This is a genomic window from Nonomuraea sp. NPDC001636 (genome assembly GCF_040298265.1).
Classification (GTDB): domain Bacteria; phylum Actinomycetota; class Actinomycetes; order Streptosporangiales; family Streptosporangiaceae; genus Nonomuraea.
Genome location: NZ_JBEOZT010000016.1, coordinates 1 through 19,015, shown reverse-complemented (window position 1 = coordinate 19,015; position 19,015 = coordinate 1). Strand labels below are relative to the sequence as shown.

17 protein-coding genes and 1 pseudogene are annotated in these 19,015 nt (G+C 70.9%); 14 read left to right on the top strand and 4 right to left on the bottom strand.

From position 1 onward, the window contains the following. Positions 1 to 1,335 (bottom strand): dihydrolipoyl dehydrogenase family protein, encoded by a 1,335-nt coding sequence (locus tag ABT158_RS27455; protein WP_352358082.1) that lies wholly within the window; start codon positions 1,333 to 1,335, stop codon positions 1 to 3. A gap of 168 nt (positions 1,336 to 1,503) precedes the next feature. Between ABT158_RS27455 and ABT158_RS27450 the strand changes: the two genes are divergently transcribed. Genes ABT158_RS27450 through ABT158_RS27425 form a run of 6 tightly spaced genes read left to right on the top strand, consistent with a single transcriptional unit; the run spans position 1,504 to position 9,572 of the window. Beyond that, positions 1,504 to 2,334, top strand: coding sequence for an alpha/beta fold hydrolase (locus ABT158_RS27450; RefSeq protein WP_352358080.1), 831 nt, complete (start codon positions 1,504 to 1,506; stop codon positions 2,332 to 2,334). A 5-nt stretch (positions 2,335 to 2,339) separates the two neighbouring features. After that, positions 2,340 to 2,975: a VOC family protein gene (locus ABT158_RS27445; protein ID WP_352358078.1), complete on the top strand. Its 636-nt coding sequence runs from the start codon at positions 2,340 to 2,342 to the stop codon at positions 2,973 to 2,975. Between the two features lie 13 nt (positions 2,976 to 2,988). Further along, positions 2,989 to 3,861, top strand: a complete 873-nt coding sequence (locus ABT158_RS27440) for an alpha/beta fold hydrolase (protein WP_352358076.1) — start codon at positions 2,989 to 2,991, stop codon at positions 3,859 to 3,861. 16 nt (positions 3,862 to 3,877) lie between these two features. Further along, positions 3,878 to 6,619 (top strand): BREX system ATP-binding domain-containing protein, encoded by a 2,742-nt coding sequence (locus ABT158_RS27435; protein ID WP_352358074.1) that lies wholly within the window; start codon positions 3,878 to 3,880, stop codon positions 6,617 to 6,619. After that, positions 6,620 to 9,058, top strand: coding sequence for an AAA family ATPase (locus ABT158_RS27430; RefSeq protein WP_352358072.1), 2,439 nt, complete (start codon positions 6,620 to 6,622; stop codon positions 9,056 to 9,058). It abuts the gene before it with no gap. After that, positions 8,955 to 9,572, top strand: coding sequence for a response regulator transcription factor (locus ABT158_RS27425; RefSeq protein WP_352358450.1), 618 nt, complete (start codon positions 8,955 to 8,957; stop codon positions 9,570 to 9,572). Before ABT158_RS27430 ends, ABT158_RS27425 begins: the two co-directional genes overlap by 104 nt. 54 nt (positions 9,573 to 9,626) lie before the next feature. On the opposite strand, the gene ABT158_RS27420 is transcribed toward ABT158_RS27425, so the two are convergent. The 3 genes and pseudogenes from ABT158_RS27420 to ABT158_RS27410 form a co-directional block, all read right to left on the bottom strand. Then, positions 9,627 to 10,772 (bottom strand): tyrosine-type recombinase/integrase, encoded by a 1,146-nt coding sequence (locus ABT158_RS27420; RefSeq protein ID WP_352358070.1) that lies wholly within the window; start codon positions 10,770 to 10,772, stop codon positions 9,627 to 9,629. Between the two features lie 34 nt (positions 10,773 to 10,806). Next, a complete protein-coding gene (locus tag ABT158_RS27415) occupies positions 10,807 to 10,968 on the bottom strand; it encodes a helix-turn-helix domain-containing protein (RefSeq protein WP_352358068.1) in 162 nt (53 codons plus the stop codon). Further along, positions 10,965 to 11,805, bottom strand: a pseudogene (locus tag ABT158_RS27410) (replication initiator). Before ABT158_RS27410 ends, ABT158_RS27415 begins: the two are co-directional and overlap by 4 nt. On the opposite strand from ABT158_RS27410, the gene ABT158_RS27405 reads away from it, so the two are divergent. From ABT158_RS27405 to ABT158_RS27370, 8 genes are all read left to right on the top strand, one after another. After that, a complete protein-coding gene (locus tag ABT158_RS27405; protein WP_352358464.1) occupies positions 11,719 to 12,534 on the top strand; it encodes a hypothetical protein in 816 nt (271 codons plus the stop codon). The pseudogene ABT158_RS27410 and the gene ABT158_RS27405 sit on opposite strands and share 87 nt — an antisense overlap. After that, positions 12,471 to 12,680, top strand: a complete 210-nt coding sequence (locus ABT158_RS27400; protein WP_352358066.1) for a hypothetical protein — start codon at positions 12,471 to 12,473, stop codon at positions 12,678 to 12,680. Before ABT158_RS27405 ends, ABT158_RS27400 begins: the two co-directional genes overlap by 64 nt. 336 nt (positions 12,681 to 13,016) lie before the next feature. Beyond that, positions 13,017 to 13,928: a LysR family transcriptional regulator gene (locus ABT158_RS27395; RefSeq protein ID WP_352358064.1), complete on the top strand. Its 912-nt coding sequence runs from the start codon at positions 13,017 to 13,019 to the stop codon at positions 13,926 to 13,928. Positions 13,929 to 13,992: 64 nt separating this feature from the next. Next, positions 13,993 to 14,880 carry an alpha/beta fold hydrolase gene (locus ABT158_RS27390; protein WP_352358062.1) on the top strand — a complete coding sequence of 296 codons (888 nt, stop codon included), beginning with the start codon at positions 13,993 to 13,995 and terminating at the stop codon, positions 14,878 to 14,880. Beyond that, the gene (locus tag ABT158_RS27385; protein ID WP_352358060.1) at positions 14,877 to 15,704 is read left to right on the top strand and encodes an LLM class flavin-dependent oxidoreductase; all 828 of its coding nucleotides are present in this window, start codon (positions 14,877 to 14,879) and stop codon (positions 15,702 to 15,704) included. Before ABT158_RS27390 ends, ABT158_RS27385 begins: the two co-directional genes overlap by 4 nt. A 217-nt stretch (positions 15,705 to 15,921) precedes the next feature. After that, positions 15,922 to 16,542 (top strand): aldo/keto reductase, encoded by a 621-nt coding sequence (locus ABT158_RS27380; protein ID WP_352358058.1) that lies wholly within the window; start codon positions 15,922 to 15,924, stop codon positions 16,540 to 16,542. A gap of 419 nt (positions 16,543 to 16,961) precedes the next feature. Next, positions 16,962 to 17,834 carry a GNAT family N-acetyltransferase gene (locus tag ABT158_RS27375; RefSeq protein WP_352358056.1) on the top strand — a complete coding sequence of 291 codons (873 nt, stop codon included), beginning with the start codon at positions 16,962 to 16,964 and terminating at the stop codon, positions 17,832 to 17,834. A 499-nt stretch (positions 17,835 to 18,333) separates the two neighbouring features. Beyond that, the gene (locus ABT158_RS27370) at positions 18,334 to 18,936 is read left to right on the top strand and encodes an integrase core domain-containing protein (RefSeq protein WP_352358448.1); all 603 of its coding nucleotides are present in this window, start codon (positions 18,334 to 18,336) and stop codon (positions 18,934 to 18,936) included. The last annotated feature ends 79 nt before the right edge of the window (positions 18,937 to 19,015 follow it).

The window sequence follows — 19,015 nt, the reverse complement described above, 5'->3', positions numbered from 1 at the left end:
TCAGAGCAGGGCGCGCAGGACGGGTTGGAGGGCGCGGTGGAAGGTGGGGTAGGCGAAGTGCATGTCGGCCAGAGTGGTGAGCGGGACCCGGGCATGGATCGCGGTCACCAGCGCGGAGAGCACCTCACCGCCCGTGCTGCCGACGACGGTGCCGCCGACCAGCACGCCCTGCGCGGCGACCAGCTTGACGGGACCTGACTCGCCGGCGATCCAGCCTCGGGTGCCGAGGTCGCCGGTGGCTGTCTTGACGTCGAGGCCACAGGCGCGGGCGGCGGCCTCGGTCAGTCCGACGGAGCCGACTTCGGGGGCGGTGAAGGTGACGCGGCCGACGGCGCGGTAGTCCGCCCAGGGGCCGTCCGCGCCGGTGAGATCGCGGATGACGAGGTCGGCCTGGTACATCGACATGTGGGTGAAGGCGCCCTTGCCGGTGATGTCGCCGATGGCCCACACACCGTCGGCGACCCGCATCCGCTCGTCGGGCTCCAGCACGCGGGCCTGCGGGTCCAGGCCGACGTGTTCCAGGCCCAGACCGGTGAGGTTGTTGCGGCGTCCCGCCGCGACCAGCAGCCGGTCTGTGGTGACCACCCGATCGGCCAGGTGAACGCGGAAGCCGTCGTCGTCGTGCTCGACCCGTTCGGCGCGTGCGGAGGTGAGCACGGTGATGCCGTCCTCGGCGAAGGCCTGCGCCACGGCCGCCGACGCCTCGGGCTCCTCGACGGCGAGGATCCGGTCGGCGGTCTCGATGACGGTCACCTTCACGCCGAAGGCGGCGAGGGCTTGGGCGATCTCGCTGCCGATCGCGCCACCGCCAATGACCGCCAGAGAAGCGGGGAGCTCGGTCAGCCGGACCACATCCCGGTTGGTCCAGTACGGGGTGTCGGCCAGGCCGGCGATGGGCGGGGCGGACGGGGTGGTACCGGTGTTGAGCACGATGCCGCGCCGGGCCGTGTAGGACGTGGCCGTGCCGTCGGGGGCGGTGACGGTGACCGTGCCGGGAGCGGTGATCCGGCCTCGGCCTCGGGCGAAGTGGGCGCCCGCGGCGACGAGCCGGTCGACGGCGACCTGGTCGTTCCAGTCGTCGGTGGCCTCGTCGCGGATGCGGTCGGCGACGGGCTTCCAGTCGGGGCGGACGTCTGCCGTGCCGGCGTGGCGTGCCGTTCGGATGCGGTCGGCGGCGGCGATCATCATCTTGGTGGGGATGCACCCGTAGTAGGGGCATTCGCCGCCGACGAGGCGTTCGTCCACGCCGACCACTGACAGTCCGGCCTTGGCCAGGCTCGTGGCCGCGTGTTCGCCGCCGGGTCCCAGGCCGATCACCACGACATCGCATTCCATGGTCTCTCACCTTCCGCTCGTGTCGTCCGTCTGCTCCGACCATCTCGGATATCCCGGGCATTCGCACCCGTGGCACCCACGGGCCCGGACCAGGGGTCGTCCCTGGTGCGACGCCACCGCCGCCGGACGAGGCTGACAGCACTGCAGCACGACCGAGAAGGAGCGGGCATGAAACCGATCAAGACCAAGACCGTCACCGTGGACGGGCTCACCGTCCGGTACGCGGAGAGCGAGCCGCGCGACACGCACGCGCTGCTGCTCAGCCCCTGGCCCGAGAGCGTGTACGCCTTCGAGCCGACCTGGACGGACCTGGCGGCCGACACGCACCTGGTGGCCGTGGACCTGCCCGGGTTCGGGCAGTCGCAGGGCCGTCCCGACGTGCTCGTTCCTCGTGCGGCGGGCGCGTTCGTGCACCGGATCCTGGACGCGCTCGGACTGGACAAGGTGCACGTCGTCGGCCCCGACATCGGCACCAGCGCTTCGCTGTTCGCGGCGGCCCTGCGGCCCGACCGTTTCCACAGCGTCGTCATCGGCAGCGGCGGCGCCTCCGCCGACCTCGAACTCGGTGAGCCGCTCGCGGGCTGGGTGAAGGACCCCGACCTCACCTGGTACGAGCAGAACGCCGACGCCGTCATGGCCGCGACCCTGGACAACATCTTCCCGGCGACGCCTCTCCCCGACCACGTACGCGAGGACTACCTCACCTCCTACGGCGGGCGCCGCTTCGCCGAGTCGATGCGGTACGTCCGCGCCTACCCCGAAGAGCTCAGAGCCCTGGAGCAGCTGCTGCCGTCCATCCCGACCGCGGTGCGGATCATCGCCCCCGAGCGGGACCAGGTCGTCCCGCCCGCGCACGCCGAGTTCCTCGCCGCCCGGCTGCCCCACAGCAGCCTCGCCGTCGTCGACGCGGGCCACTTCATCTGGGAAGAAGCCCCGAAAACCTACGCCTCCCTGGTCCTTGAGTGGTGGGACCTCAACCGCGCCCACCCCGAAAGGTGACAACCATGAACAGCACACCGGACCTCAAGCTCGAAGCCGTCGTCATCCCGGTCGCCGACGTCGACCGCTCGAAGCGGTTCTACCAGGCGCTCGGCTGGCGGCTCGACGCCGATCTCGCCTTCGACAACGGCTTCCGGGTCGTCCAGGTGACGCCTCCCGGCTCGCCGGCGTCCATCCAGTTCGGCAAGCTGATCACCGGTCAGAAGCCCGGCACCGCCGAAGGCGTCTACCTGGTGGTCTCTGACCTCGCCGCCGCCCGCGACCAGCTCGTGGCCCTCGGCGCCGAGGTCGGCGAGATCTTCCACCCGCAGGCTCCCGGAGCCCAGTTCAGCCAGATCGCGGACGGCCAGGCCGACGGTCCCGCCGCCGACCGCGCCAGCTACGGATCCTTCGCGACCTTCCGCGACCCGGACGGCAACACCTTCCTGCTCCAGGAAGTGACGGTCCGCCTCCCCGGCCGCGTCGACACCGCCGCCACCTCGTACCTCTCGCGGGGTGACCTGGTCGAGGCGCTCAAGCGGGCGGCGGCGGCACACGGCGAGCACGAGACGCGCAACGGCGGCGCCCACGACGAGAACTGGCCGGAATGGTACGCGACCTACATGGTCGCGGAGCAGCACGGCGACGGACTTCCCCGGTAAGGACGGACTCATCATGACCACACCTACGCAGCTCACCGCGCCCATCCTCGACGTCACCGCCGCCAACGGCGTGACGTACGCCTACCGCCGCTTCGGCCTCATCGGCTCGGGCGCTCCGCCGCTGGTCTTCCTCCAGCACTTCCGCGGCACCCTCGACAACTGGGATCCGATCCTCGTCGACACCCTCGCCGCCGGACGAGAGGTCATCCTGCTCGACAACGCCGGGGTCGGAAGCTCCAGCGGCGAGGTGCCCGCCACGGTGACGCAGATGGCCAGGGACGCCATCGCCTTCCTCGACGCGCTCGGCCTCGCCAGGGTCGACCTGCTCGGCTTCTCGCTCGGCGGCATGGTCGCCCAGGAGATCGCCCTGCTCAGGCCGCGCGGCGTCAGGCGGATCGTGCTGGCGGGAACCGGCCCCAGAGGCGGACGCCAGATGCACGGCTGGACGCTCGACATCGAGCGCGCCGCGAACAAGAACGAGGCTGAGCTCGACGATCTGTTGCACATCTTCTTCGGCGTCACCGAGAGCAGTCGCGCCCTCGGCGTGCAGTACGCCCAGCGGGTCTACAGCAGGACCGAGAACCCCGACAAGGCCAACGGCCCCGACGTGGCCCGCGCCCAGTACGACGCGATCGTCGAGTGGGGCATCCCGGATCCGAGCCGGCTCGCCCGCCTGGCCGGGATCACCCAGCCCACGCTGGTCGCCGCGGGCGACAACGACCCGATGATCCCGACGATCAACTCGCAGGTGCTCGCCCACCATCTGCCGAACGCCAGGCTGCGGATCTTCTCCGACGCCGGGCACGGGTTCCTGTTCCAGTACCCGCGCCAGTTCGCGGAGCTCGTCGAGGAGTTCCTCAACGATCTGGTCCCGGCCCGAGGGTGATCACTAGAATCGACGCGTGGCAGCAGCGCCGATCCTCCAAGGCCGCCGGCACGAACGTGAGCGGCTGGATCAGGCGCTGCTTCGCGTCGAGGACGGCGAGAGCGCCGTCCTCGTCCTGCGCGGCGAGGCGGGCGCGGGCAAGACCACGCTCCTGCGCCATCTGGAGGAGCGGGCTTCCGGTTGCCGGATCGCCAGGATCACCGGCGTCGAGTCCGAGCTCGACCTGCCGTTCGCCGCGCTCCACCAGCTCTGCGCCCCCCTGCTCGCCTCGGCCGCGACGCTCCCCGAGCCGCAGCGGCAGGCGATCGACGTGGCGTTCGGCAACGCCACAGGACCGGCCCCCGGCAGGCTCGTACTCGGGCTGGCGGTGCTGAGCCTCCTGGCGGAAGCGGCCGAGGAACGGCCGCTCGTCTGCCTCGTGGACGACGCCCAGTGGCTCGATGTGGCCACCCGACAGGTGCTCGGCTTCGTCGCCAGGCGGCTGCACGCCGAATCGGTTCTGCTGGTCTTCGCGGTCAGGGAGCCCAGCCAGGACACCCTCCTGGCCGGACTGCCCGAGCTGACCGTCGACGGACTGGCCGAGGAGGACGCCAGGGCGCTCCTGACCGTGACCACTCCTGGCCTCCTCGACGCCAAGGTCGCCGACCGTATCGTGGCCGAGACCCGCGGCAACCCCCTGGCCCTGCTGGAGCTGTCACACAGCGGCCGGGCCGAACTGCTCGGCGGCTTCGCGCTTCCTGCCATCGGGACCGGCGCGCTCCAGGAGCGGTACGAGAACCGCATCCGCGCGCTTCCGGAACCCACCCGGCTGCTGCTCCTGCTGGCGGCGGCCGACCCCACCGGTGACGCTGCCCTGTTCTGGCGCGCCTCGCAGGCCCTCGGCCTCGAAGCCGAGCAGGCGGTCCCGGCGCAGGAGGCGCAGCTCGTCGAGATCGGCGGGAACGTCAGGTTCCGGCATCCGCTGGTGCGTTCCGCCGCCTACGCCGCCGGCGACGCCGAGGCGCGGCGGGCCGTACACCGTGCGCTGGCCGGCGCGTCGGAGGGCGGCGGCGATCGACGGCGCCGGGTCTGGCACCTGGCCGCGGCGGCGACAGGCCCTGACGAGCGGCTCGCGGCCGAACTCGCCGCCGTCGCGGAAGGGGTGGAGTCCCGAGGCGGGTTCGCGGCCGCCGCGGCGCTGCTGCGGCGCTCCTCCGAGCTCACCATCGACCCCGGGCTCAAGATCGAGCGCACGCTCGCCGCGTCCCGTGCCGCGCTCGACGCGGGCGACTTCGCATCCGTGCTCGCCATGCTCGCCCGCGCCGAAGCCCTCCCGGTCGACGATCTGCAGAGCGCCCGGATCTACCTGATCCGGGGGCTCACCGACCGCGCCGCCCACTCCGGGCGCGAGGCTCCGGCGGCGCTGCTGCGCGCAGCCCGGCGGCTCGAACCCCTGGACAGCAGGCTCGCCAGGCACACGCTGCTCGACGCCTGGAGCGCGGCCCTCGTCGCCGGTCGTCTCGCCGTTCCCGGGGGCGACCTGTCCGCCGTCTCCGCCGCGACGCCACCCTTGAACGACGCTCCGACCGCCGCCGATCATCTGCTCGACGGCCTGGCCGCCCTCATCACCACCGGCACCGGGGCGGGACGGCCCTCGCTGCGCGAGGCGGTCACCGAGTTCCTCGCCGACGGCGTCCCGGCCGACCTGTGGCTGCGGTACGGCGTGCTGGTCGCGAACGCCGCGCTGTCGCTGTGGGACTACGAGGGCTGGGAGGCCGCCAATGCCCGGCACGCCGACCTGGCTCGCGCCAGCGGCGCTCTCGTGCCGCTCATCAACGCGCTGAACGTCCGCCGGGTCATCGCGCTGTGGCGCGGCGACGTGATGTACGCCCATGAGCTGGGTCTGGAGGAGTCGACGGTCAAGGAGGCCACAGGCACTCGCCGGGCCTCATACGGCGACTTCTTCCTCCTCGCCTATCAAGGCCGCGCGGCGCAGGCGCTGCCGCTGCTCACGGAAGCCGCCGCCGAGGCGAGCGCGCGCGGCGAAGGGCTCGGCCTGTACTTCACCGAGCGAGCCACCGCACTGCTCCACCTGGGCCTCGGGCACTACGCCGAGGCGACGGCCGCCGCCGAACGGGCCGCGAGTGGCGACCTCGGCCCGTTCACCGCACAGGCGCTGCCCGACCTGGTCGAGGCCGCGGTGCGCAGCGGCGCGACCGCACTCGCGGAGAGGGCCCTGGTCCGGCTCGGGACGTACACCGCAGGTTCGGACCTGGAGTGGGGGCTCGGCCTACAGGCCCGCGCTCGCGCTCTCGTCAGCCACGGCGACGAGGCCGACCGGTCCTACGCCGAGGCCGTTGAGCGGCTCAGCCGGACCCGGCTGAGGTTCGAGCTGGCCAGGACCCGCCTGGTGTACGGCGAGTGGCTGCGCCGCGAGCGCAGCCGGGTGGCCGCCCGTCAGCAACTCAAGCAGGCCTACGAAGAGTTCATCGCGATGGGCGCCGACGGCTTCGCCGAACGGGCCAGGCACGAGCTGCTGGCCACCGGCGAGAAAGTGCGCAAGCGTACCGCCGACACCGCCGACGACCTCACCCCGCAAGAGGAGCAGGTCGCTCGGATGGCCAGAGACGGGCGCACCAATGCCGAGATCGGTGCCGAGCTGTACATCAGCGCCCGCACCGTCGAATGGCACCTACGCAAGGTCTTCGGCAAGCTCGGCATCACCTCGCGCAGGGAACTCCGCGACGCGCCGCTCCACCCGCCCCGCAGGACGCGTTGAATGACCGAGTTGTACGGCAGACGCGAGGAGCGCGACGTCCTCGTGCAGGTCGTCAACGCGGTCAAGACGGGCGAGAGCCGGGTCCTGGTCCTGCGCGGCGATCCGGGCGTGGGTAAGACCGCGCTGATCGAGCACCTCGCCGGAGTGGCCGCCGGGTGCCGGATTCTGCGGGTGGCCGGAGTCCAGTCGGAGATGGAGCTGGCCTTCGCCGGACTCCACCAGCTCTGCGTCCCGATGCTGACCGGGCTGGAGCGGCTGCCCGGGCCACAGCGGAAGGCGCTACAAACCGCCTTCGGGCTTGTCGACGGAATTCCGCCCGACCGGTTCCTGGTCGGGCTCGCGCTGCTGAGCCTGCTCGCCGACGCGGCGGAGGAACGTCCGGTGGTGTGCGTCATCGACGACGTCCACTGGCTCGACCAGGCGTCGGCGCAGGCACTCGGATTCGTGGCGCGGCGGCTCGCGGCCGATCCCGTCGCGCTGGTGTTCGGCACGAGAACCGCCACGGACGAGCTCGCCGGACTTCCCGAGATGGAGGTGGGCGGGCTTGCCGAGCCCGACGCGCTCGCCCTGCTCAACTCTGTCCTCACCACCCCGCTCGACGACCGGATCAAGGACCAGATCGTCGCGGAGACCCGTGGGAACCCCCTGGCGCTGCTGGAGCTGCCGAAGGGGCTGACCAGCGAACAGATGGCCGGCGGGTTCGGTCTGCCCGCCCTGGTGCCGCTGTCGAACCGGATCGAGGAGAGCTTCCTGCGCGACCTGGCCGACCTGCCCGACGACTCGCGCAGGCTGCTCCAGCTCGTCGCCGCCGACCCCTCGGGCGACGCGGCACTGGTGTGGCGGGCCGTTGGACAGCTCGGCATCCCGCACCAGGCGGTCGTGTTCGTGCGGTCGTCGGGGCTGGCGGAGTTCGGTGCGCGCGTGCGCTTCCGCCATCCCCTGGCCGGTCGGCGTTCTACTGGTCGGCGTCGCCGGAGGCGCGTGCCGACCATCGCCTGGCGCTCGCCGAGGCGACCGAACAGGAGAAGGACCCCGACCGGCGCGCGTGGCACCGGGCACAGGCGACGGTCGGCCATGACGACGAGGTCGCAGCCGACCTGGAGCGTTCGGCCGAACGCGCCCAGTCGCGCGGCGGCTTCACCGCGGCCGCGGCCTTCCTGGAGAAGGCGGCCGCGCTCACTGGGGAACCCGCGCACCGGGGAACCCGCGCACCGGGCCGAACGGCAGCTGGCCGCGGCCCAGGCCAGCATGTACGCCGGGGCACAGGGCAAGACGCTCGGCCTGCTGGCAGCCGTCGACGCGGGCCCGCCGGACGAGTGGCGTGGCGCCCGCGCGCAGTTGATGCGCGCGCAGATGACCTTCTTCACGGGACTCAGCGCCGACAGCCCCGCCGAACTGCTGAGCGCGGCCCGGCGGATGGAACCACTCGACGCCGACCTGTCGCGCGAGACGTATCTGCACGCCTGGATCTCCTCGATGCACACCGGCGGCCCGGCTGCCAGGGCCACCAGCGCGGAGATCTGCCGGGCGGCGCGTGCCGTCCTGCCCGCCGAGCGCCCGCTGGGCACCCGAGATCTGATCCTGGACGCCCTGACACTGCTGGCGACCGACGGCCCGGCTGCCGCAGGGCCGGCTTTGAGAGAGCTCAGGAAGCTGATCACCGGCGAGAGGCTGACCCTGAAAGACGAGCTGACGTGGGGCTTCTTCGCCCAGGGGGCGTGCAGCGCGCTCTGGGACCACGACGCGTGGGTCACCGTACTGGAGCGCCATCTCGAAGTGGTCAGGGCGGCGGGAGTGCTCGGTCGGCTCTCGAACGTCCTGGGCAACCTCGGCACCGTCGCGGTCTGGGCGGGCGACTTCGCCGCGGCGCACGCGCTGATCACCGAGTACAACGCCGTCTGTGAAGCCACCGGCGCCCCCGCGGCCCCGTTCGTCGAGCTCCACCTGCTCTGCCTGCGCGGCGACGAGGACGCGGCTCTCCCGATGATCGAGGGCAGCATCGCGGCGGCCGCCGCACGCGGGCAGTCGATCGCCGCGGCCTACGCCCACTGGAGCGCAGCCATCCTCCACAACGGGTTCGGCCGCCATGAGCAGGCGCTGCGGGCGGCCGAGCAGGTCCGGCTGGTGACCCCCGGACTGCTCGTCGGCATGTGGACGCTTCCCGAGCGGGTCGAGGCCGCCGTGCGAGCGGGAAGGCCAGGACTCGCGCACGAGGCAATGGAACTGCTGGCGGAGGCGACGAACGCGGGCGGCGCGGACTTCGGGCTCGGTATCCAGGCTCGGGCGCGCGCTGTTGTGCGAGGGCGACGAGGCCGAGCGGCTCTACCACGAAGGAATCGACCGGCTGGAGCGCACCCCGCTCCGTCCCGAGCTGGGCCGCGCGCATCTCCTGTTCGGCGAGTGGCTGCGCAGGGAGGGCCGGGAGACCGAGGCCCGTAACCGGCCGCAGACAGCCTACGAGACCCTGTCGGGGCTGGACGTCCGCGCCTTCGCGGAACGCGCCCGCACCGAACTCGCCGAGCTGGGCGTCCGCGTCCGCAGACGTGGCGAACCCGCCACGGCGCTGGCCGCCCTCACCAACCAGGAGGCCCTGATCGTCCGGCTGGCCGCCGAGGGTCACACCAACGCGACCATCGGAGCCCAGCTCTTCCTCAGCGCCAGGACCGTCGAGTGGCATCTACGCAAGGCCTTCGGCAAGATCGGGGTCAGCTCCCGTCGTGATCTCGCCGAAGCTCTGACCGAGCTCGGACACCTGACGAAGCGAGCCAGATCGTCTGGGGACCCACTGGGGACCACACGTAGCGCACGCGGTGGAACGAACCGCAAGTCGGGGAACGCAATGTCCTGCCGCGGTTCTGCGCTGTGCGCGCTTGACGTGCGGAAACACTTGACACCCTGTTCTGGGGGTCAAGGGGTCGCAGGTTCAAATCCTGTCGTCCCGACCAGGTTTTAGCTGGTCGGTAAGGGTGTCACTCGAAGGGTGGCACCCTTTCGCATTGGTGAGTGACTACCGAGCGAAGATCGTGTCCATCGCCGCAGCTCCTTGCAGGAGTACGGGCCGGATCTGCTTCCGATAGACGGCTTCGGTGACCGCCGTCCCGCTGTGGCCGACGAGCCGGGCGATGTCCTCCAGAGGAACCCCGGAGTCGGAGAGCAGCGAGACGAAACTGTGCCGCATCTCTCGGGGCGTCCAGTAGTACGCGGGCATTCCGGCATCCTTGACGATCTTCCGGAATGCTCGTCTGACGTTGTGGGCGTCGAGCGGTGTGCCGACGAGCGAGGCGAAGACGAGTCCGTGATCCTGCCATTTCTCGCCCGCCGCCTTCCTGTCCTTCCGTTGCTGTTCGCGGTGCGTCTTGAGCGCTTCCACGCAGCGCTTGGGCAGCGCCAGTGACCTCCGTGAGCGCTTGGTCTTGGTGTCGCCTCCTTCGCGTACCGAGCGCCACACGGCGATCCACGGCGGAACGTCCTTGTCCGGATCTCCGAGGAGATCGTCCTCCTTCCAGGTGAGCGCCCGCAGTTCCTCCGTGCGGGCACCGATCAGCAGCGACAGGACGATGTAGGCGTACAGGCGCGTGCCTTCCGCCGCGTCGAGGAGGGCGGTGGCCTGGTCGAGGGTGAGGGACTTGGACGGGCGGCCTTCCCTGCCCTCGGGGATCTCGCAGAGGCCCACGACGTTGCGCTTCCCCTTGTCACGGGCCTGAGCGAACTTAACGGCGCGGTTCAGGCAGGAGTGGAGCAGTCGGACCGTGCGAGCGGCCAAGACCTTGGCCTTGCCGACGAGCCACCGATCCACGTCCTCGGCGCTCAGCTCGCGCAGCTTCCGGGCGCCCAGGTCGGGGAGGATGTGCTTGGGGCACAGGGTCTGGTAGTTGGTGACCGTGGTCTGGTTGCGGCCGTGCAGGCCGTAGACGAGCCAGCTCGTCACGGCGTCCGAGACGGTGTAGTTCGCCGGGCCGCTGGCAAGCCCGTCGTCGTGGTCGCGGATGATCTCTTTGAGCTTGGCCTTGGCTTCGGTCTTGGTCTTGCCGCTGGCCTTCTTGACGGTGCGCTTGCCCGCCGGGGTGTAGCCGACCGTGACTGAGGCGATCCAGCGTTGCCGGTTCTCGTCCCAGTGCAGGCCGCCGTCTCCTCGGCTGCGTCGTTCGGTCATGGAGCCTCCTGTTCGAGCAGGGAGATGTAGTCCTCTATGGCTGAGGCGGGGCTGAGCCGGGTCCGCCCTGGGTGACGGAGCGGAGCCGGCCGGAGCGCAGGAGTTCGTAGATCACGCTGCGGCTGAGGCTGAGCAGGTGCATGGCGTCGGTGACGCGGTAGAGCCGCGGGTCGTGGGCGGGGAGGGGTGGGGTCATTCATCCGCCTGCGCGGCCGCGATGTGGCGGGCGGTCTGGACGCGCTGGCGGATGTGTTCGGCCATGATGGCTTCGCCGGAGGTGTAGCCGATTCCGGCGAAGCGCCAGTGGCCCAGGACGAGGGTGGTGGCGTCATCCAGGGCGGGCAGGCCGTGGCGTTCGCGGGCTTCGGCGGCGCGGTGGGCGGCGCGGGCGTTGCGCAGGTCGGTGAGGTTGAGTGAGTAGGCGCGGCTCTTGCTGGAGAAGTGGCCGCGGAAGCCGAGCATGTGCGCCCAGGGGCGGAGCCGCAGTGCCCGGTATTCGGGGCGTGCGCCCAGCTCCCAGCAGGTGCGGATCATGCGGCGGGCGTGGTCGGTGACGGGTAGAGCATCGAGGGTGAGGCCGGGCTTGAGGCCGGTGCCGTGGCAGTGTCCGCAGGGAGTCATCGCGGTCAGTCGTCCGCGTCCGGCGCAGGCCCGGCAGGACAGGCGGTGGTCGACGGTGCCGGAGGCTTCGGCACCTTTGGTGGCGTACTTGGCGATGTAGGAGGCGACGGCGCGTTCGCTGAGCCCGTCGGCGCGTGGGTCGAACAGGATGGGGCGGAGGTCGAGCTGTTCGCCCCAGGTGAGGGTCCATCGGCCGAGATCGCTGGGTGGCGTGGTGACGGTGACCTGTTACGCGGCGGGTGGGATGGCCTGGGTGAGCAGGTGGTGGTCGGCCCAGTCGGGTGGCGGCTGGTGCGGTCCGGCGGGGCCGTCGAGGCATGATGGCGTGGAAGTGGATCAGGCCGCGCCGCTGGTACTCGGCGACCTCGGCGAACGACACCTTGACGTGTTCGGCGAAGGCACGGCGGGTCATCCCGGTCTGGGCGGTCTCGAAGCAGAGAGCGCGCCCGGCAGCCCGCATCATCCGGGTCCAGTCTCGCTGGTGCCGGTGTCGCAGGTCGGCTACGTCGACTCGGTGACCCTCATCTGGAACTGTTCGGTCGTCGACACGGAGAAGGCGTTCACCGTCTACTACTCCAGCGCGGCGGGCCAGGGGAGCGTAGTGGAGCTGCGGAACAGCGGTTGGACCTCGCGCCGGCTGTTCTGCGACACGGTCTTCACGGTCGTCGTCGACGTGGTCGGGCCGACCGGGGCGCCCCTGACGGCGGCGATGTCGACGACGGTCGCCGTACAGGATCCCGATCTCGTCGCCACGTCCCTCACGGCAGGGAGCGCGAAGATCACCGGGGCGGCCGCCCTCGCCGGTACGACGACCACCGGCACGCTCCTCGCCGGCGACGTCACGGCGAGCAGCCTCACCTCCGCCTGCGCGCTCGGCGTCCTGTGGGCAGACGGTGCTGGCCGGGGCGGGCATGAGCGCGGCGAACGTCAGCGGGCCGCTCACCGTCAGCGGCGTGGCCACACTGACCGGCGGTCTCGACGCGGTGGGCGGGCAGGTCACCATGCTCGGCCCCGTCGTGACCGTCGGTGGCGGCCGCACGTGGGTGGCCGTCGTGGTGGGGGCCGCGAGGGTTCGTCGTGGAGGGCGGTGTCATCGTCGCCCCTCCGGGAGGCGGGAACACCCTCACCACCTCGAACGTGATGACCGTGCCCATTCCCGCCAACACCGACTGGTGGTACGACGGCGCCGCCGTCACATTCGGCAGCTCCGAGGGCGAGGAACCGGCCGGCGACAGCTCGATCATCCAGCTGTTCTGGTTCCCCCTCGGAATCGCCAACTCCTACTAGACCGTCCCGGCGGACGAGACGACGGAGGTCCCAGGGCCGCCTCTCGCAGACGTCGGCGCCGTGCTCCGGCAACGCGAGACGCGTGGCCACACCCTCGTCGACAAACTGTCCCGGGCCTTCGGCCACACCCTGGACGACGTCATGAGGAAGGAACTGGTCACCCTCTTCTCAGAGGGTTGAGCGCGCCGGGGCCGGGTGGTGTGGAGGCAGCCGACGGCGGGAGCATGAGGGCTGCGGCCCAGCCGGTCGCGCAGGGGCACGGGGAGTAGCACGCATTCATCGATAAATGTGATTACCTCGCTCGAATCAATCGCTCTTGGCGATACTCTGGCTGTCATGGCTGACGTGGAGCTGCGCCACCTGAGGACGATGGCCGCCATCGCCGAGGAGGGGACGTTCGGCCGGGCGGCGGTTCGCCTCGGCTACACCCAGTCGTCGGTGAGCCAGCAGATCGCCGCGCTGGAGAAGGCCGTCGGCGGGGCCGTCTTCGACCGGCCGGGAGGTCCAAGGCCGGTACGCGCCACTCCTCTCGGCGAGCTGGTCCTGGCCCACGGGCGTGATCTGCTCGCGAGGTCGGAGGCGCTGACCGACGCCGTCGATCGGTTCAAGGCGGGGCACGGCCGGATCGACATCGGCACCTTCCAGGGCGCGACCCGGTTGATCCTGCCCGCAGTGGTGCGCGGGTTGCTGGGCGAGCACCCCGGCTGCGACGTCAGGCTGTCGGAGGTGGAACCGGAGAACCCGAACATCGGAGATCTCGACCTGTTGTTCCACTACGACCGCATCGACGGCGACGTCGAACACGTCGAGCTGCTGGACGAGCCTCACCTCCTGGTGGCCGCCGCGGGCGCGTTCCCCGACGGTCCGGTACCGGTCGAGCTGCTCGACGACACTCCCATGGTCGCCTGGCCGCCCACCGTCCACCAAAGATGGCTGGAACGGGAGCTCGCCGGCGCGGGTGCCCGGCCGCGGATCGTGTTCCGCACGGCCGGCCACGAAACCGTCGTCTCGATGGTGCGGGTGGGCCTGGGCTCGGCGGTGTTGCCCTGGCTCGCCCTCCTGGGGTCGGACGTCTGGTCCGACGACCGGCTCCGTATCCATCGGCTGGAACCGCCGCCCACCTGCACGTGGTACCTGTGTCGGCCGGCCGGGCGCATCCGGTCGCCGCTGGCGGCCCTGGCCATCGATCTCGCCGTCGCGGCCGCCGCTGAGCTGGCCGGCCAGATGGAACACGGTATATCGCTGTAGGCGATCGACTCGATCGAAAATCATAGCTTTTCGCGATGGGGCGGCCAGGCTTAGCGTGCCGGACATGAACGCCAACCAAGATCACCCCGAGCGGCTCCTCGACATCAACGGCATAAAGCTCTGCGTCCAGACGTTCGGCGACCCGGCCGCGCCCGCCCTGCTGCTCATCGGCGGCGCCGAGGCGTCGATGGACTGGTGGGACGACGACTTCTGCGAGCGCCTCGCCGCCGGCGGCCGGCACGTCATCCGGTACGACACCCGGGACACCGGCCGCTCCACGACCTTCCCGCCCGGCGCGCCGCCGTACGGAAACGACGCCCTGTTCGACGACGCCGTCGGCCTGCTCGACGAACTCGGCATCGCGGCCGCCCACATCGTCGGCGTCTCCATGGGCGGCGGAATCGCCCAGCGCCTGGCCGTGCGCCACCCCGGCCGGGTCGCCTCCCTGACGCTCATCGCCACCAGCCCGGGCGGACCCGGCGGCCCCGACCGCCATGACCTGCCGCCGATGAGCCCCGAACTGGCGAAGCGGTTCGCCGAGGACGGCGACCAGACGCCCGACTGGTCCGACCGCGAGGCCGTCATCGCGTACTACACCGACGGCGAGCGCACCTTCGCGGGCACCATTCCCGTCGACGAGGAGCGGATGCGCCGCATCGCCGGCCGCGTCTGGGACCGCAGCCCGTCCCCTGCCTCGGCGCAGAACCACTGGCAGCTCGACGGCGGCGAGCCCGTCCGCGCCCGTCTTGGTGCCATCGCGACGCCCACGCTGGTGTTGCACGGCACCGCGGACCCGCTGCTCCCGTACGGGCACGGCGAGGCGCTGGCACGGGAGATCCCGGGAGCCCGGCTGGTCCCGCTCGAGGGCATGGGGCACCAGATGCCGCCACCGGAGCTCTGGGACATCGCGATCGCAGAGATCCTTTCGGTCTCCAGCGGAGAGCGCCCGTGAGCCGGCTGCGATCGGCACTCTGGCTGCCGCTCTTCGACGAGCTCGCCGACCCGCGGGCGGTGGCGAACCTGGCCGCCGACGCGGAGGAGGCCGGGTGGGACGGCTGCTTCGTGTGGGATCACCTGTCCTGGCGGGCGCCGGTCCAGCAGGTCGCCGACTCGTGGATCACGCTCGCGGCGGTCGCGACCGCCACCAAGCGGCTGCGGCTCGGTCCGATGGTGGCGACGCTCGCCCGCCGGCGTCCGGCCAAGGTGGCGCGGGAAACCGCGACACTGGACCAGCTGAGCGACGGCCGCCTCACCCTGGGCGTCGGACTCGGCAGTGATCGGTTCGGCGGCGAGCTGTCCAGGACCGGCGAGCAGCTCGACGACCGGCAGCGGGGGCGGATGCTCGACGAGTCCTTGGCCATCCTGGCCGCCGCGTGGTCCGGGGAGCCGGTGCGCCACCGCGGCGAGCATTACACCGTCGATGACATCACGTTCCTGCCGCAGCCGGTTCAGTGGCCAGGCGTGCCGGTATGGGCCGCCGGATTCCCCGGCAACGTCAAGCCGATCCGCCGCGCCGCCCGGCTCGACGGCTTCTTTCCGATCAACCTGGAACACCCGGACCAGCTCGCCGAGGTCGCCGGCACCCTCACCGAGCTGCGAAACGGCGACATGGCTTCGTACGACATCGCCGTCAGCCTGCCCGCCGGCGTCGACCCGCTGCCGTACGCCGCCGCCGGCGCGACCTGGTGGCTGACGGAGTTCGACCCGGGTGTACGGCTCGACACGGTACGCGGCGTACTCCGCGACGGCCCGGCGAACCCTGGCGACGGCGCCTGAGCCGCTTCACCGGCCTTCCTGATCTCCGACGAGTCGTCCTGCATCAGCGGCGCGGAGAGAGATCCCCATGGACGGCGGGCACACCGCCCACGACGGCGCCGAATCCATCTCCGACGCCTCCGCTGACCGGCGATTCCTCACTCCGCTCCTTGGCAGACCGCATGGTCTGATCCGATGAAGAGGAGAAACCCGGCGGTTGTGGCCCGGCGGAGCGGAGGTGGGCGCGGTCGGGCTCGACTGCATGGGGATGACGTGGGCGTACGGCGACTCCCCGGACGCCGAGGACCCCCGTACCGTCATCGGGCGAGCGCTGGACCTGGGCGTGAACTTCCTCGACACCGCCGACGTGTACGGACCCTTCACCAACGAGGAGACCGTCGGCAGGGCCATCGCCGGACGGCGGGAGGAGGTCGTACTCGCCACCAAGGGCGGCAACGTCGCGCGGACCACCGAGAACGGCGCCCCCGCCCTGCCTGCGCCGGACGGAAGGCCCGAGCATCTGCGCGCGGCCGTCGACGCCTCGCTCCGGCGGCTGGGCGTGGACCATGTCGACCTGTACTACCTGCACCGCCCGGACCCCGAGGTGCCGGTCGAGGAGAGTGTCGTTTGCCGGGCGGCCAAGGCGGATCCCGGACGAAGGTTCCACGCAGGGCACGGACCGGATCACGCCGAACCCGTGGTTCCCGCGACCCCTTCGCGGCGGGACCAACCTGACCGGCACTCACCAGGCCCCTCCCTGATCCGTCGCTGCTCATCGACGAAGCAGCGGCCCTTCCCCTCACCGGCCGGTTGTGGTGTCCGGTCGGCGCGATCGACCCGATCACCCGCCAACGGCTGAGCCCCCCCGACGGCTCCCTCGCCAAAGGACGTGGCGCCGCCCCCTTGCGCCAGTGGTGGGCCACCACAACCGCCGCCTCCGCCGCACCTGCGTGAACATCGTCAGCTCCAGAGCACACCCATCGCGGCCCTGCGGCACGCTAGGCGGGCCGTGTGATCGCCCTGGTCAGCGACATGACCATCCCTTTCTTTCGTACTTGGTCTGCCCCTGGATGGCGGTAACCCCCGGCCCGCCTTGGATCGCCAAAGCCACCGGCCGATCGGATGCCTGCTCACGCCTCAACGCCACCATGATCCCAGGCGGGGCGTCTCGGACCCCCCCCAACGATCTTCGGGCCTCGATGGCTATGTGGGGGCGGAAACGAGCACGCAGCCGTTGCGGAAGCTGAAATGTCGCCACGGCGGATTAGTGTGCAAACCGTGAGTGATGTGATCGATTGTCACCGTGAGCGTGTGCGCGCCGCCGACCCTCTCGTCGCCGTTGCGGATCTCGGCGAAGACCTGATCGAGACCGTGAACGCTGTCGGCGCCCCCTCGGTGACCAGAGCCGACCCCGGCGCCCCGTCAGTGCGCTGGGGCCCGCTGACCACCTACTCCCTCCACGCCAGAGTCGCCGACGACAACCCCGCGTACGCCCTCGGCGGCCTCCTCGACCGGTGGATCTCGACCCTCGACGCCGAGCCGGGTTCCGGGCTCGTGGTGAACTGGCCGAGCCGGGATGCCGCGCCCGTGGCGGCCCTGGTCAGGCGGGGGTTCGCGCCACGCTCCGTGCTCGGCGTCCGCGTCGGCCCCGCTTCAGCGGGCGGCCACTCGTCTCCAGGTATACGGCGGGCCACGGCGGACGATCTGGATGCCATGTGCCGGCTGTACGTGGAGCTGGTCGATTACGAGGCCCAGTTCGGCTGGTTCTCGGTGCTGCCCTCGACGCCCTCCGCCGCTCGGGCCGAGCTCGAGGAGAAGCTCGCCCGTGACGACGGCTGGTGCTGGCTGGCCGAATCGGACGGTGAAGTCGCCGGCATGCTCGCAGTCCATCACCCCGACCATTCGGGCTGGATCGCGCCCGCTGTGCAGAAGCCTCCGCCCGTGGCGTACGTGGGCTCCTTGTACGCGCGGCCGGTCAGCAGGGGCCGCGGCATCGGCGCCGCGCTGGTCGCCCACGCCCATGCCGAGGCCGCAGCGGCAGGCGTCGAGACCATGCTGGTGCACTACGCGGCCCCGAATCCGCTGTCCGTCCCCTTCTGGTCCCGCCAGGGCTACCGTCCGCTCGTCACGACCTGGGGACGGTTCGCTTAGGCGAGGGCGGCCCTGCGTATCGGCGGCCCGTCTGCAGCCCCACTACTGGTCGACCACGGGAGGAGGAGGCGAGATCCCCGGCGTAAGCCCGCGCTGCGTTGCTTCGGGGGCTGACCTGGGCGCGTGAGGCGCGTTGGCAACCCGTGTGTTCACCGATGAGGAGATCCGCTGTGCCCGCATCATCTCCGGCAGTCTGCGGGCCAGCGCGGACAGCACCGCTCGATCTGCCCACAACAGCCTCGGACGGCCAAGTTGACGGCGTAACACGGCGACCTCGTGCCGCAGCACGAGGATCTCCGTGTTCTTGGTCGCGTCGCTACGAGTCAGCAGCGTTGGCCGGCCCACGATGCGGCAGAAGATCAGATAGAAGAGACGGAGCGCCACGAGCTCGAGCGCATGCCCGACCCAGGCTACTGCTCCGACCTGGAAACCGAGACAAACCCGCAGCTCACGGTTCCTGAACGGAGTATTGACACCCTTCAGGGTAGGGTGACCGCGCATCCGACTGGGGCGTGGACGGTGCAGCAGGCCCGCAACTTGGTCATGGATCTGGGGAGCGCATCGCCAGGCTACGATTCTTGATCCACGATCGGGCCCCGCTCTTCACCGTCGCCCTTCGGGAGGTTTCACAGCCAATGGGCTGCGGACCATCACCACACTGCCGCAGACGGCGAGGATGAACGCCATTTGCGACCGGGCCATCGGCGCCCTGCGCCGCGAACTCCCGGACCGGATGCTGATCCTCAGCGAACGCCATCTGGCCCTCGTGCTCCGCGAGTCTCTGAACCACTACAACGGGCACCGGCCGCACCAGTCCCCAGCGCCAACGGCCGCCGGACACTGCAACGCAGTCCGCCCGCGACGTGACCGAACTCAATGGCCTGCGATCCATCCGCCGAAGGCTCGTCGTCGCAGGCGTGATGAGCGAAGACCACCACGCCGCTTAATCGCAGCTCAGCCCACGAAACTTGATATTCGAGCGGCACACCTCGCGATGGTCGCACTCGCTGCCCTGATCATGCAGCAAAGTCCAGCTCACATTACGAAACCGTATTTCCGAGCGGATACCGTGCTGATGGTGCGGTTTGAGGGGCCACGGTGATTCCAGACAGCCATGTTATGAGCGCAGCCTATGCGGCCGTTTGGGTTGAAAGGGCCTCGTTGAGAACCTCCAGGGGCGG

Bases quoted from the DNA above. Each gene is read 5' to 3' on its own strand.
- ABT158_RS27395 (WP_352358064.1), top strand. From the start codon at position 13,017: ATGGCTGACGTGGAGCTGCGCCACCTGAGGACGATGGCCGCCATCGCC.
- ABT158_RS27415 (WP_352358068.1), bottom strand. From the start codon at position 10,968: ATGACCCCACCCCTCCCCGCCCACGACCCGCGGCTCTACCGCGTCACC.
- ABT158_RS27445 (WP_352358078.1), top strand. From the start codon at position 2,340: ATGAACAGCACACCGGACCTCAAGCTCGAAGCCGTCGTCATCCCGGTC.
- ABT158_RS27450 (WP_352358080.1), top strand. From the start codon at position 1,504: ATGAAACCGATCAAGACCAAGACCGTCACCGTGGACGGGCTCACCGTC.
- ABT158_RS27390 (WP_352358062.1), top strand. From the start codon at position 13,993: ATGAACGCCAACCAAGATCACCCCGAGCGGCTCCTCGACATCAACGGC.
- ABT158_RS27440 (WP_352358076.1), top strand. From the start codon at position 2,989: ATGACCACACCTACGCAGCTCACCGCGCCCATCCTCGACGTCACCGCC.
- ABT158_RS27430 (WP_352358072.1), top strand. From the start codon at position 6,620: ATGACCGAGTTGTACGGCAGACGCGAGGAGCGCGACGTCCTCGTGCAG.
- ABT158_RS27420 (WP_352358070.1), bottom strand. From the start codon at position 10,772: ATGACCGAACGACGCAGCCGAGGAGACGGCGGCCTGCACTGGGACGAG.
- ABT158_RS27455 (WP_352358082.1), bottom strand. From the start codon at position 1,335: ATGGAATGCGATGTCGTGGTGATCGGCCTGGGACCCGGCGGCGAACAC.